Annotated in this window: 10 protein-coding genes; 3 read left to right on the top strand and 7 right to left on the bottom strand. The window is 61.6% G+C overall.

Annotation, left to right across the window (positions count from 1 at the left end):
* The first annotated feature begins 41 nt into the window (after positions 1 to 41).
* Together dxs and FHR27_RS27115 are read left to right on the top strand one after the other, a co-directional pair.
* Positions 42 to 1,928, top strand: a complete 1,887-nt coding sequence (gene dxs / locus FHR27_RS25090) for a 1-deoxy-D-xylulose-5-phosphate synthase (RefSeq protein ID WP_179539854.1) — start codon at positions 42 to 44, stop codon at positions 1,926 to 1,928.
* 98 nt (positions 1,929 to 2,026) lie between these two features.
* Complete coding sequence (locus FHR27_RS27115) at positions 2,027 to 4,264, top strand: methyl-accepting chemotaxis protein (protein ID WP_042554701.1); 2,238 nt, start codon at positions 2,027 to 2,029, stop codon at positions 4,262 to 4,264.
* Positions 4,265 to 4,453: 189 nt separating this feature from the next.
* Here FHR27_RS27115 and FHR27_RS25080 read toward each other — a convergent pair whose 3' ends face one another.
* The 5 genes from FHR27_RS25080 to FHR27_RS25060 form a co-directional block, all read right to left on the bottom strand.
* Complete coding sequence (locus FHR27_RS25080) at positions 4,454 to 5,464, bottom strand: AI-2E family transporter (protein ID WP_042554700.1); 1,011 nt, start codon at positions 5,462 to 5,464, stop codon at positions 4,454 to 4,456.
* A 97-nt stretch (positions 5,465 to 5,561) separates the two neighbouring features.
* Positions 5,562 to 6,359 (bottom strand): helical backbone metal receptor, encoded by a 798-nt coding sequence (locus tag FHR27_RS25075; RefSeq protein WP_179539853.1) that lies wholly within the window; start codon positions 6,357 to 6,359, stop codon positions 5,562 to 5,564.
* A complete protein-coding gene (locus FHR27_RS25070; protein WP_042554698.1) occupies positions 6,359 to 6,775 on the bottom strand; it encodes a hypothetical protein in 417 nt (138 codons plus the stop codon). Before FHR27_RS25070 ends, FHR27_RS25075 begins: the two co-directional genes overlap by 1 nt.
* Positions 6,772 to 7,389: a GTP cyclohydrolase II gene (gene ribA, locus FHR27_RS25065; RefSeq protein WP_042554697.1), complete on the bottom strand. Its 618-nt coding sequence runs from the start codon at positions 7,387 to 7,389 to the stop codon at positions 6,772 to 6,774. The genes FHR27_RS25070 and ribA overlap by 4 nt, the downstream gene beginning before the upstream one ends.
* Positions 7,390 to 7,772: 383 nt before the next feature.
* Positions 7,773 to 8,210, bottom strand: coding sequence for a DUF192 domain-containing protein (locus FHR27_RS25060; RefSeq protein WP_052493819.1), 438 nt, complete (start codon positions 8,208 to 8,210; stop codon positions 7,773 to 7,775).
* A gap of 176 nt (positions 8,211 to 8,386) precedes the next feature.
* Between FHR27_RS25060 and FHR27_RS25055 the strand changes: the two genes are divergently transcribed.
* Entirely contained in the window at positions 8,387 to 9,970 is a 1,584-nt protein-coding gene (locus FHR27_RS25055) for a peptide chain release factor 3 (RefSeq protein ID WP_042554696.1), read from the top strand.
* Positions 9,971 to 10,134: 164 nt separating this feature from the next.
* On the opposite strand, the gene FHR27_RS25050 is transcribed toward FHR27_RS25055, so the two are convergent.
* Entirely contained in the window at positions 10,135 to 12,531 is a 2,397-nt protein-coding gene (locus tag FHR27_RS25050; RefSeq protein ID WP_179539852.1) for a glucose/quinate/shikimate family membrane-bound PQQ-dependent dehydrogenase, read from the bottom strand.
* Between the two features lie 747 nt (positions 12,532 to 13,278).
* Positions 13,279 to 14,667: an O-antigen ligase family protein gene (locus FHR27_RS25045; RefSeq protein WP_179539851.1), complete on the bottom strand. Its 1,389-nt coding sequence runs from the start codon at positions 14,665 to 14,667 to the stop codon at positions 13,279 to 13,281.
* Between the last annotated feature and the right edge of the window lie 15 nt (positions 14,668 to 14,682).

Below are 14,682 nucleotides of genomic sequence, written 5' to 3'. Positions count from 1 at the left end.
TAGACTGCCCCATTCTTTGAATTCTTATAACGACTCGCCTGATGCCGACGACTTTCCACGAGATTCCCCGCGAACGCCCGCTGACGCCGCTGCTCGACCGCGCCAATACGCCGGATGAATTGCGCCGCCTTGGCGAGGCCGAGCTGGAGACCCTGGCGGACGAACTGCGCCAGTACCTGCTCTACACGGTCGGCCAGACCGGCGGGCATTTCGGCGCCGGCCTCGGGGTGATCGAGCTGACCATCGCCCTGCACTACGTCTTCGACACGCCGGACGACCGCCTGGTGTGGGACGTGGGCCACCAGGCCTACCCGCACAAGATCCTCACCGGGCGCCGCGAGCGCATGGGCAGCCTGCGCCAGAAGGACGGCATCGCCGCTTTCCCGCGCCGCTCCGAGAGCGAGTACGACACCTTTGGCGTCGGCCACTCCAGCACCTCGATCAGCGCCGCACTGGGCATGGCCATCGCCGCCCAGCGCCAGGGCAGCAAGCGCAAGTCGGTCGCGGTGATCGGTGACGGCGCGCTGACTGCCGGCATGGCGTTCGAAGCGCTCAACCACGCGGCGGACGTCAAGGCCAACATGCTCGTCGTGCTCAACGACAACGACATGTCGATCTCCAAGAATGTCGGCGGCCTGTCCAATTACCTGGCCAAGATCCTCTCCAGCCGTACCTACGCCAACATGCGCGAAGGCAGCAAGAAAGTGCTGTCCAAGTTGCCCGGCGCCTGGGAAATCGCCCGCAAGACCGAAGAGCACGCCAAGGGCATGCTGGTCTCCGGCACGCTGTTCGAAGAGCTGGGCTGGAACTACATCGGCCCCATCGATGGCCATGACCTGCCGACCCTGCTGGCCACCCTGCGCAACATGCGCGATCTGGAGGGCTTGCAGTTCCTTCATGTAGTGACCAAGAAGGGCAAGGGTTTCGCCCCTGCCGAGGTCGACCCGATCATCTACCACGCGATCACCAAGCTGGAGCCGATCAACGCGCCAGCCAAGGTTAAAAAACCGTCCGGGCCGAAGTACTCCAGCGTCTTCGGCCAGTGGCTGTGCGACATGGCGGCCAGCGACGAGCGCCTGATGGCGATCACCCCGGCCATGAAGGAAGGCTCCGACCTGGTGGCGTTCAGCGAACGCCACGGGGATCGTTACTTCGACGTGGCCATCGCCGAGCAACACGCGGTGACCCTCGCCGCCGGCATGGCCTGTGAAGGCGCCAAGCCGGTGGTGGCGATCTACTCGACGTTCCTGCAGCGCGCCTACGACCAACTGATCCATGATGTCGCGGTGCAGAACCTCGACGTGCTGTTCGCCATCGACCGCGCCGGCCTGGTCGGCGAAGACGGCCCTACCCACGCGGGCAGCTTCGACCTCTCCTATCTGCGCTGCATCCCCGGCATGCTGATCATGACGCCGAGCGACGAGAACGAGCTGCACCACATGCTGACGACCGGCTACCAGTTCGCTGGCCCGGCCGCGGTGCGCTACCCCCGTGGCAGCGGCCCGAACGCGACGATCGACCGTTCACTGAGCGCCTTGCCGATCGGCAAGGGCGTGATTCGTCGCCAGGGCAGCGGCGTCGCCCTGCTGGTGTTCGGCGTGCAACTGGCCGAGGCACTGCGCGTCGGCGATACGCTGAATGCCACGGTGGTCGACATGCGCTTCGTCAAACCACTGGACGAAGCACTGATCAGCGAACTGGCCGCCAGCCACGAGCTGCTGGTGACCGTCGAGGAAAACAGCGTGATGGGCGGCGCAGGCAGTGCGGTCAGCGAGTTCCTCGCGGGTAGCGGCGCTCTGACGCCGATGCTGCACCTGGGCCTGCCCGACAGCTATGTGGAGCACGCCCGCCCCGACCAGATGCTCGCCGAGTGCGGCCTGGACGAAGCCGGGATTGAAGCGGCCATACGAGCACGCCTGGCACGCTGACGCGCCCCCGACCGGCCTATATCGTCGGCCCATATATTGCAGTAATCTCGAGTTGGGATTGAGCATGTGTGGACCGCCAATAGCGGCCGGGAGCTCGTATGCAGTTGCGTAGCCATAAAATGGATTTCAAGGGCCGCGAGCGTCGCTGGCTGCCCTGGTTCGGCAAGGCAGGGAAGCTGGCCATGCGCTGGTCATGGCTACTCAACGCCGCTCAGGCCGAGCGGGTGGAGAAGACCTTTTCCGGCCTGGCGCTGACCCGCGTCGACCTGCTCACCAACTGGGCACGCCAGCACTGGCAGGAGCTCGAACTGCTGAGCGCTGCACTCACCCAGGGCTGGCCGAGCTTGCCGGATGCCGCGCTGCAGCGCGCGCGGGCGCACATGCCGGAAGTGTCCGAGCTGTTCGTGGTCGACACCGCCGGACGCATACTCACCTCGACACACGCGCCGCGTCAGGGCCAGCGTCACGATAGCGCGGCGCTGGCCGCCGGGCTCGAGGGGCAGTTTCTGCTTGGCCCCTATATCGATGAGCTGACCCAGCAACTGGGGCCGACCACGTCGAAATTCCATGATGCCGTCACGCTGCTGTTTCACCAGCCACTCAGCCACGGCGGCCAGGTGGTCGGCTGCCTGTGCGCGCGGATTCCCAACGATGTGATGAGCGATCTGATTCAGCGCGAGGCGGGCCACGTCTACCGCGACTCCGGCGACAACTACCTGTTCATGGTGCAGAGCACCCATGACCCGAAGATCAGCCCGGGGACCGCCCTGTCGCGCTCACGCTTCGAGGATGGCGCCTTCACCGGTGGCGAGAACCTCAAACAGGGCGTGCGCACGCCCTTCGGCACCGTCAGGGTGCAGAAGCACACCGAATTCGAGTTGCGCTTCACCGCGCCTGCGAGCGGCGAACTGCACCCCGGCGTGCGTGAAACCATTCGCCATGGCAGCAACCTGTTCGTGCTCTACCCGGGCTACCCCGATTACCGCCATGTGCCGGTGATCGGCGCCGGCCTGACGCTGCGCCTGCCCGGTTCACCGGATACCTGGGGCATGATGTGCGAGGGCGATCTGGAGGAGGTTTACCGTCAGCGCAGCCTGAGCTATTCGCTGTCCAGCCAGTTGCTCGGCGGCCTGTTCCTGTTGGGCGGTCTGCAATGGGCGCTGGAACGGCATCTGCCAGGGCACGCAGCGCCGCTGACCTTCGCGGCAGCCGGCGTGCTGCTGTTCGCGTTCTGGGCGTTCAGCCTGCGCCGCCGCACCCGCACGCTGCAGTCGCTTTCGGACTTCTTCCTGGATACCGCGGAATGTGGCGCACCACTGAGCAACCGGCTGGCGCTGGAGCGTTTTTCCAGTGACGAGGCAGGGGCGCTGGCCGGCTGGGTGAACAGTTTCGTCGACAAGATGGATCACACCATGCAGGGCATCGTCACGGCCGGCAGCGCCCTGCAGCAGACCTCGACAGGGCTGTCCCGAACCTCCGCCAACGCCAGCCTGTGCGCGGCCCAGGGCCAGGCGGCGGCGGTATCCACAGCGCGCGCGATGCTCGACGTCAACCACAGCATCGGCGAGGCCACTCAACATATCGTCGACAGCGAAAGCGCCTCGCGCCAGGCGCTGGCCATGACCCGCAAAGGTGGCGCGGCCGTGCAGCAGAACGCCGAGGACGTCGCGCAACTGGCCAGCCGCATCGAACAGTCGAGCCAGGCCCTCGAGGCCCTGAGCCAGAAGACCGAGCAAATCCAGCACATCACCGAAGCGATCCGCAGCATTGCCGAGCAGACCAACCTGCTTGCCCTCAATGCCGCCATCGAGGCGGCCCGGGCAGGCGACAGCGGACGTGGCTTCGCGGTGGTTGCCGACGAAGTGCGCAACCTGGCCAGGCGGACCGCCCAGGCCACCGCAGAGATCGCCACCACCCTAGGCAGCGTGCGCCAGCAGACGCTCGATACTCAGGCCGCCATGCAGAGCTGCCAGGAAGCGGCGCAACGCAGCGTGACGCGCTCGAGCGAGGCCACGGATGCACTCGAACGCATTCAGCAGGAGGTGGCTGGCATGCAGGGGCGCCTCGACCAGATCAGCCAGGCCATGAAATCGCAACTCAATCAGGTGCAGGCCGTCAACGGGCAGGCTCAGGCAATCACCGGAGCCGCAGAGCGCAGCAGCCAGAGCGCCGACGAAACCCTGCAGGCGGCACAGTCACTGGCGCAACTGGTGCTCGACCTGCACAAGACCGCCAGCCGCCTCAGTCGTCAGGAAAGCCTCGGCAGCAATGCCTCCCACGGCGCGTCGAGCCTCGGCCAGGCCGGTGCGGTTGCGCTCAACGCGATTGCGCATTAGCGCTCTGGCTATCGAGCTAACTCACGAATCGCAGATTCGCCCGCAAGCGGGCTCCTACAACGTCATGCGAACGGTGGACGTGCCGGCTAATCGTTTCGAGAGGTCGCAGCCTGGGCTGTGCGAAGCGATACCCGGGGTGCTATCTCCCGATATCTCCAAGCTCGAGCCGGGGCACCATCGACGGGCCAATCAGACCCAGCCCTGAGCCTTGAGCTCGCTCTTCAGGTAGGCGTAGTAGACCGGCGCGGCGACCAGACCGGCGATGCCGAATGCGGCTTCGAACACCAGCATGACCAGTAGCAGTTCCCAGGCACGCGCCTTGATCTGGCCACCGACGATGCGGGCATTGAGAAAGTATTCGACCTTGTGGATGACGATCAGGTAGGCCAGTGCCCCCAGGGCCACCCAGATCGACAGCGACAGGCCGACCACGAAGATCGCCGCATTGGAGATCAGGTTGCCGACCACCGGTAGCAGACCGGCCACGAAGGTGATGAGGATCAGCGTCTTGGTCAGCGGCAGGTGCACGTCGAACAGCGGCAGCACGCCCATCAGGAAAATGCCGGTGAAGGTGGTGTTGAGCAGGGAGATCTTGATCTGCGCGAACACCACGTTGCGGAACGCATCGACGAAATGCCCCACACGGGTCAGCAACGCCCCGGCCAGCGGCCTCAGTTGACCGGGCTCGGGCACGTTCTGCAGGGCGATCACCGCGCCCAGGATCATGCCGATCAGGACGGTGACGAACATGTGCACCGCGCCCTTGCCGAGCAGTTGCAGTTCGCTGATGTGCCCGCGCAGCCAGTCGTGCAGCGCGATGCGGATATCGTCGACGTTGGCCGGCAGATACGCCACCAGCGCTTCCGGCAACTGGTCACGGGCCCGGTCGATCACTCCGAGCAGCTTGCCCATCAGCCGCCCCGGGTTGTTCAGCTCGTGCATCACCAGAGAAAAACCACCGGCGAACACCATGCCGAGCACGCCGATCACCAGCACGCTGAGCAGGCCGACCGCCAGCAGGCGCCCGAGATGCCCGGCGAACAGCCGCTGCATATGGCGAGCCAGACGGTTGACCAGTTCGAACACCAGCAGACCGGCCAGCAGGCTCGGCAGCAGTTTCAACGGGAAGACCAGCAGTAGCGCGGCGCCAACGATCAATGCGCTGGCGGGGGAAAACCAGGGGGAGACAGGGGCTTTCATAACATCTGCAACAAACAGGAAGGCATCCAATCTGCCAGTTGCCGGCGCGCTTTACCAGCGTCATCGCTTGCCGGTGAGCGCTGCGCTGTGACGGCCATCACCGAGTGGGGGCCAGCAGCTCGCAGAGCCTGGCCGTGGCGTCGAGCATCTGGAAACTGGGGCGCTCCAGGCCTTTGTCCGGCAACACCAGCAATTGCTCGCGCTGCACGGCCGAGAGCTGCGGCCAGCGCTGCCAGGCCTGCAACTGCCTGCGGTCGCCGGCGATGATCACCGCCGGGTCGCGCTGCAATACGGCTTCGACACTCACCTGCGGGGCCGGCAGTTGCAGATCGGCAAATACGTTGCGCGCACCACAGGCCTGCAGCGCATCGCTGATGATCTGCCCGCCCCCGAGGGTATACAGCGGCGCATCCCACACCTGATAGAACACTGACACGGGGCGCTCACGCTGGTAGCGGTCTCGCAGCTCGGCGAGCCCGGCGACGAAGCGTTGATGCAGACGCTGCCCCTGCTCCACCCGCCCCAGGCGCTCGCCGATCTGCACGAACTGCCGAGCCAGTTCGTCCAGCGAATGAGGCTCGAGCACCAGCATGGGGATGCCGAAGGTCTTCAGTTGCGCGCGCTGCGCGGCGCTGACACTGCCCGGCCACAACAGCAGCAGATCGGGTTGCAGGGCCAGCAGGGTTTCCAGTTCGAGTTGGCCATAGCGCCCTACGGAAGGCAGATGCGCCAGTGCTGCAGGGCGCTCGCCGCCGTCGAGCACGCCGACCAACAGGTCGGCGGAGTCCAGCTCGAGGACGATTTCACTCAGCGAGGGCGCCAGGCTGACCACGCGCTCGGCAGCCGACAGCGGCGCCATCTGCAGCACCAGCAGCGCCAACCAGAGACGTAGCATCAGCCCAGTTGCCGGGGGATTCGATAGAGGTAGAGCAGCACCACGCTGGCCAGCGCCAACAATACCAGCGGCACGGCCTCCAGCCCTGCGAATACCGCGAGGGCGGCGATCCAGGCCGGCAGCCCGGCGCCCAGAAAGGCGGCACGACGGCGCTCGGCCAGGGTCAGCCAGGCCGCGGGCTCGTCGGGCGTGTCCAGCGCCTTGGCGGCAGCGAACAGCGCGCGCTTGTAGCCACCGAACAGCGGCAGGCTGACGAACAGCGAAGCCAATCCCGCGACGAACAGCGGCATGGCCAGCACGCCAGGTTGGCGGCCCGCGCCGAAAACCAGATTGATCAGTAACAGCGGAGCCAGGGTCAGTGCCAGTTGCCGCCACCAGAGCAGGGCCAACCGGCGCTTGACCGCGGCACGGGTCAAGGCCGCTCGACCTCACCCTGGTGCAGCTTGCCGAGCATATGCCCGAGCTTGCCGGCCTTGGTGGCCAGGTATTTGCTGTTGTGCGGGTTCTGGCCCAGTTGCAGCGGCACGCGATTGGCCACTGGAATGCCCATGTCACCCAGCGCCTTGACCTTGCGCGGGTTGTTGGTCATCAGCTTGAGCGAGGAGATCTTCAGGTGCTGCAGCATCGGCAGGCAAATCGCGTAGTCGCGCATGTCCGCACCGAAACCCAGACGTTCGTTGGCTTCGACGGTATCGGCGCCAGCGTCCTGCAGCTCGTAAGCACGGATCTTGTTGAGCAGCCCGATCCCGCGGCCTTCCTGGCGCAGGTAGAGCAACACGCCGCGGCCCTCTTCGGAGATGGCGCGCAGCGCACCTTCCAGCTGGAAGCCGCAATCACAGCGCAGGCTGAACAACGCATCGCCGGTCAGACACTCGGAATGCAGGCGCCCCAGCACCGGATCGCCATCGGCCACATCGCCGAAGGTCAGAGCGACATGCTCCTTGCCGGTGGCCTCTTCGAGAAAGCCATGCATGGTGAACACGCCGAACGGGGTCGGCAGTTGGGAGGCGGCGACGAACACGACAGGCACCGGATGCTCCTGGTATCGGAAAGGATGCGGATTTGCGAGGGGTGATAGTGTAACAGCAGCACCTACGGGACCGTCAGCCGAATTATCAGCGCGGCTCCTTGCACGGATCGCCTCCCTTCGAAGGCGCCCAATGGAATTGGCCTCCCGTGCAGGAGCGTCGCCCTCGGCGCGAAACGATTGCAGCCTTGCCGCTACATCGGCGTTGCCCACACGATTCGCCGCGGGGGCGCGGTTCCCACAACATTGAGAGCGCGAGATGGACGTGTGGCACCGTTCACGTAGGAGCGTCGCCCTCGGCGCGAAACGATTGCAGCCTTGCCGCTACATCAGCGTTGCCCGCACGATTCGCCGCGAGGGCGCGACTCCTACACGTTAGGCTGCCTTTATCCGGAATCTGCGCAGTCGATCCTGACGCGACTCCCAACCACAACACCAAGTGCATCGAAGCCGCCCTTGCCCACCTCGACGATGTAGCGCACCGGCTCCTTCGAGCCATGCCGCTGCAGGCTGTAGGGCTGCATATCGACCACTCTGCGCACCATGCCGCGAGCATCGATGAAGGCCGCCGAGAGTGCCACGCGGGTGTCTTTCATCCACAGCTCGCGAATCCCTTCCTCCGGCCAGGCGAAGAGCATGCCGCTGCCGATGTCGTCACGGGCGGACAACCCCAGCGTACGCGCCTCGGCCGTGGCAGCGAGCGGCAAGCCCAGCGTGGAGCCATTGGGGAAGTCGACGCGACACTCGGGTAACTGCGCAAGGGCCGCCGAGGAGACAAGCACGAGGGCGCCAACCATGATGCTGCGCAAAAACAAGACGGCCATGAGAGACCTCTAACCTGAACAAGGGGTGTGATCCTACCGACAACGGCTACCTCTCGACACCCGGGAGGCGATCCGTGGCTGACAGGAGATGCCCCAGCGCCGCAGCATTTACCGCTATAATCGCGCATTTTTCCGGGCCCACGGGCCCGCCAACGCTTTCAAGCAGGCACGCATCCATGACCACTCAGGCCGCCGAAGTCGCCAAGCGCCGTACTTTCGCCATCATCTCGCACCCCGACGCCGGTAAAACCACCATCACCGAGAAGCTGCTGCTGATGGGGCAGGCAATCGCCGTGGCCGGTACGGTCAAGTCGCGTAAATCGGACCGCCATGCGACCTCCGACTGGATGGAGATGGAGAAGCAGCGCGGGATTTCCATCACCACCTCGGTGATGCAGTTCCCCTACCGCGAGCACATGGTCAACCTGCTCGACACCCCCGGCCACGAAGACTTCTCCGAGGACACCTACCGTACCCTGACGGCGGTGGACTCGGCGCTGATGGTGCTCGACGGCGGTAAAGGCGTGGAGCCGCGCACCATCGCCCTGATGGACGTCTGCCGACTGCGCGACACGCCGATCGTCAGCTTCATCAACAAGCTGGACCGTGACATCCGTGACCCGATCGAGCTGCTCGACGAGATCGAGGCGGTGCTGAAGATCAAGGCTGCGCCGATTACCTGGCCGATCGGTTGCTACCGCGACTTCAAAGGCGTTTACCACCTCGCCGACGACTACATCATCGTCTACACGCCTGGCCATGGCCACGAGCGCACCGCGACCAAGATCATCGAAAAACTCGACTCCGACGAAGCCCGCGCTCACCTGGGTGACGAGTACGATCGCTTCGTCGAGCAACTCGAACTGGTGCAGGGCGCCTGTCACGAGTTCAACCAGGAAGAGTTCCTCAGCGGCCAACTGACCCCGGTATTCTTCGGTACCGCGCTGGGCAACTTCGGCGTCGACCATGTGCTCGACGCCGTGGTCGACTGGGCGCCGCGCCCGCTGGCCCGCGTCGCCCACGAGCGCACGGTGGAGCCGGTGGAAGAGAAATTCACCGGTTTCGTGTTCAAGATCCAGGCGAACATGGACCCCAAGCACCGCGACCGCATCGCCTTCATGCGCATCTGCTCGGGCAAGTACGAGAAAGGCATGAAGATGCGCCACGTGCGTACCGGCAAGGACGTGCGCATCGGCGACGCCCTGACCTTCTTCTCTTCCGAGCGGGAAATGCTCGAAGAGGCCTGGGCTGGCGACATCATCGGCCTGCACAACCACGGCACCATCCAGATCGGCGACACCTTCAGCGAAGGCGAGGCACTGGGCTTCACCGGCATCCCGCACTTCGCTCCGGAACTGTTTCGCCGTGTGCGCCTGAAGGACCCACTCAAGTCCAAGCAACTGCGTCAGGGCCTGCAACAGCTCGCCGAAGAAGGCGCCACCCAGGTGTTCTTCCCCGAGCGCAGCAACGACATTATCCTCGGCGCCGTCGGTGTGCTGCAGTTCGACGTGGTCGCCAGCCGCCTGAAGGAGGAATACAAGGTCGAGTGCGGCTACGAGCCGATCACCGTCTGGTCTGCGCGCTGGATCGACTGCAGCGACAAGAAGAAGCTCGAGGAATTCTCCAACAAGGCCGTGGAAAACCTCGCCCTCGACGGCGGCGGCCACCTCACCTACCTGGCGCCGACTCGCGTCAACCTGAGCCTGATGGAAGAGCGCTGGCCGGATGTGAAATTCAGGGCGACACGCGAACATCATTGATTGGCGCGGATGTGAAGTCAGGATGAAAAGAACCGGCCAGTAGGCCGGTTCTTTTTTGCGCGTCAGGCTGCGCCAAACGCCGGCCTATGGGTTCCGCGGCACCTGAGATGGACGAAAAAAGCGTCACCCACCCTACGCTCACCTCGCCGTACCGCTGCCATCGTCTATCGCTTATCCTCCGGCAAGCTCCAGGCGATGACCGAATCACCGATCCTGGTGCCGAACGAGCCGTGCCCGCCAGCCATCTGCACGACGAACTGCCTACCGGACTTCTCCGAGACGTAGGTCATGGGCGTGGCCTGACCGCCTGCGGGTAGGCGGCCCTTCCAGAGCTCCTTGCCGGTTCGCAGATCGTACGCACGCAGGTAGTAGTCCAGTGAACCGCTCATGAAGGCCACCCCGCCGGCAGTGACGATCGGGCCTCCCAGCGCCGGTGTGCCGACCGGGAATGGCAGCCCCAGCGGAGCACTGTCGCGACTGGTGCCATTCTTGTGCATCCATACTTTCTTCATGCTGCGAAGGTCGACAGCCGTCACGTAACCCCAGGGCGGCGACTGGCAGGGCAGGCCGAGCACCGACAGGAAAGGCTCCAGACGCACCATGTAGGGCGCACCCAGGTTGGGCTGCAGGCCGGTTTCACCACCACCGCGGCGCTCCTCGATTTCGACCTCGCTACGCTTGACCATTTGCGAGATGAAGGCCAGGTAGTTCGGTGCTCCGAACAACAGTTGCCGATCTGGATCGACCGCCACGGATGGCCAGTTGAAAACCCCGACGTTGCCCGGATAGATCAGCGATCCCTGCTGGGAGGGTGCCGTGTAGTCACCCTCGTAATGCAGTTTGCGGAACTGGATACGGCACATCATCTGATCCAGCGGCGTGCCGCCCCACATGTCGCGCTCGCGCAGTGGCTGCTCAGGCGCATAGCTGAGCGCGGACGCCGGCTGAGTTGGCGCCGTGGAGTCGCCATAATCGGTGCCTTGCGGAACCGCGACTTCGTTGACAGGCACGATGGGCTCACCCGTGCGACGATCGAGCACATAGAGGTCGCCGCGCTTGGTCGCCTGGATAATCGCCGGCACCCTGCCCTGCGGGCCGTCGATATCGACCAGCGTAGGCTGAGAAGGCAGGTCGCGATCCCATAGGTCATGGTGCACGGTCTTGAACTCCCAGCGCACTTTGCCAGTGGCCAGATCCAGCGCCAGCAGACTGGCGATGAAACGCTCGGACAATTCCGTCCGAGGAATCGACCATTGGTCCGGGGTCTGGTTGCCCGTAGGGATGTAGACCAGCCCCAGCGCCTCGTCGGCGGTGGCGATGGTCCAGGAGTTGGGCGTGCTGCGTACGTAAGTCTCGCCTGGCGCCAGCGGTTCGGTGGCCTCCGGATTACCCGGATCGAAATTCCATACCAGCTCGCCGGTCTTCACATCGTAGGCGCGGATGACACCACCGGGAGAGTCCACCGAACCGTTATCGGTGATGGAGCCGCCGACGATCACCAACTTCTCGGTGACCACTGGCGGAGAGGTAGGCAGATAGACGCCAAGCGCGCCCTCTCCCAGGCCCGCCTTCAGATCGACCGTACCGGCATCGCCAAAGTCCTCGCAGGGCTGGCCATCCTCGACATCCAGCGCAACCAGCGTGCCGTCATTGGTAGGCAGGAACAGGCGACGCTCGCAGCGCGCGGCAGGCTGATCCACCTGCTCGACAGCCGCAGAGGTTCTCTTGCCCTCATGATAGGCCAGCCCGCGGCAAGTCATGTGCTGGTAGTACTCGGCGTCTCGATTGATGCTGGGATCGAAACGCCAGCGCTCCTCCCCCGTGTCGGCATCCAGCGCAATGGCCACACTGTGAGGCGTGCAGATGAACAATTTGCCACCGACCTTCAGCGGGGTGACCTGATTGGTCAGCTCGCTGGGATCACCGGGCCCAGGCAGATCACCCGTGTGAAACTCCCAGGCCTTCTCCAACTTGCCGGCATTCGCTGGGGTGATCAGATCCGCCGTCGAATAGCGGTCACCCTGCTTCGAACCACCGTAGGCCGGCCATTCGCTTTGCGAACGCTCGGCGTGGCCCCGCGGAGTGCCCCCCTGCATCTGCGCGTCGCTGAATTCACCCTTGATGGAGTGGTAGTCCTGCGTCAGGGAATAGCCTGCCATCAACGCACCGGCCAGCACGCCAAGCCCCAAAATCCCGCTGGCGCCATCACGCCAGACTGGCCGAATGCCGACACTGCGATTAACGAAGGGCAGGAGTAGCCAGAGGCCCAGAATGCACCACAGATCGATCCGCGGCGCCAGCTGCCACCAATCGAAGCGAACCTCATAAAAGGTCCAGGCCAGCGTCCCGAGAAGCAACACACCATAAAGACCAATAGCCGCCCTGCGCCGGGCGAACAAAAGGGCTGCTACCACCAGCAAACCAATGCCTGCCACAAGGTAGTACCAGGAGCCACCCAGAAAGGCGAGATAGCAACCGCCGACGACCATCAGCAGAGCAAGCAGAAGTATCGCCAAGGTTGTGAGGGTGATGGGTAGAGGACAGTAGTCGTTTTTAATCATGATGGCTCTCCGCCTGAACTTTTCGCGCCGGAAACCGAAATCATGCAAATATCGGACAGGCCCATTTAATGGAACGGACAAAATATTATTTAGTTCCGTCTACCGACACGGAGAGCAGCCGGAAAACACCATACTCAACTTAAGGCTAAATAGGCGACTCGCAGATAAAAACTCATCACACAAACTATAGTTAATCGCCAAAACAACATGAGATCAAAACCATGCCCCTAAACTTACAGAAACCATTAAATAGAAACAACACATCTCACAAATTTTTCTCTCAACCCCTACATGGAGCATCTAAAAAATCATCACCTAACAATCAGAGGGCCGACAATCACCTTTCCAGCCGCGCGCTGAACTACCATCGATGACGCACGACCAAGCTCCTGCACTATCGCGACGAATTGATATGATCACGCCTGCTGGAGATGAACTCGCACCGCCTCCCATAACCACGTCGAGCACGACACCTCCATCCCCATAAAATCTAGCCACTTGTGGCTCCTCAACAACTAATGAACTGGATTGAGCGCAGCCTAGTTCAAAGTGAAATCGAAGTTACACCGCCTGAAACCTCTCCTTCAACCAAAGCGCGACAACCAGATAACTCTGCTTATTAACGGAAATAATATAATCTTTATAAGAAGGAACAGAAATAGCAACCAGAACTGCAGCAACAGCAACTACAACCACCAACCAAACCAAATCCTTTATAAGCACACATACTTCGCCCCCTTGGCAATCCTATTGATCGAAGTCCATGGGTATCCACCCCTGATGCCAGAACCGTGGCGCCCACCCAACGACATTTTTATCCAAGTATTTTTCCTCTGCGCGGGGAACATCTGGGGCTTGAACCAAAAGCACAAATGTGAGTATAGCCATAGCAAATACACCGCCCCCCAACCAAAAAAACCTTAATAGTGAAACGTTGCTCAGGCCGCCCTTCTGCCATCGCGCCACTGCAACTCCGGCCATTATTGCCATCCATGTTTCTGAGTAAGGCATTACGAAAACCCCATCAACCTGAGCCAAGACTAAAGCGCCAATAAGCGTAGTCCACAAAGCCGCATCAACAGGGCTAGCCCCGTCGCAACGAAGAGCTAGAAACCCACGTTTTACGCCCCTGAAGAACATTACCAAAAGTATAAACGTAGCAGCCACGCCCCACTCACATAGCCATTGAAGAATGGCCTGATGAGGATGCGCTGCTATTGGATTATAAAAAGCCGAAAAATGCATTGGCCCTACACCCAGCCATGGGCTTTCAAGGAAAAGTTCCCATGCCAATAACCAAATGGTCTCCCGAGAAGATAACCCTGTACGCAACACCTCACTTTCAACCGGTTCCATGCCATAAAAAAGAGGGATCACTTTAAACAAAAAATAAAACGCAAAAAAACCTAAGAGTACAAAACCGACTTGCACCGCACAAAAACCAATAAAACGCCGACCAATCAAAGCAAGACTAAAATAGGAAATAAATAGACTAAACCAAAGCCCACGCCCACCCAAAAGAAAACTTAGACACCACTGCGTAATGAGCATAAAACCAAGAAGTGCTGTCACCCAAAAACGATCGCGCCTAACAGCCTCTGCAAAAAAAAGACCTATGATTGGAATAACGATAACCTGAAATTGCGCAAAAAAACGCGGATTTGCGAAACCACTAAACATTACTGAGGCATCCAAAATCCTGATACCCGTTAAGAATGCAGAAAAATATGATACCCAGAAATTAAAAACATGTAGACCAGAAACGCAAACAGATAGAAGCAACAATACTCGCTGAAAAGAAAAACTAACAGAAAAAAAACTAACAAGCAAAACCACACCAAACAAACCTAGATATCGCGCCCACTCAATTAATGCCCAGACAGGATAACGAGAATTAAAGCATGAAAGTATACCCAGAAAAAAAACCGCCCCCCCTGCAGCAACCAAACCGGGACTCACCTTCAAACGAGGAGTGGAGAAAATAACCGCCAGAGAAAAAACACACAGTATAATTTGCCCAATACGCTGCTGATCGTGCCATCCATACCCTGGAAAAATTATAAAAATTGAAGTAGCCGAAAAGCATACCGCAAACACCGTGAAAACAAAGAACAATACCGTGCGATACACACTCATTTTTTTATCCTAAAA

It is taken from the genome of Pseudomonas flavescens (assembly GCF_013408425.1).
Taxonomy (GTDB): Bacteria; Pseudomonadota; Gammaproteobacteria; order Pseudomonadales; family Pseudomonadaceae; genus Aquipseudomonas; species Aquipseudomonas fulva_A.
The sequence above is the reverse complement of the archived record's forward strand: the minus strand, read 5'-3'. Positions and strand labels throughout refer to the sequence as shown.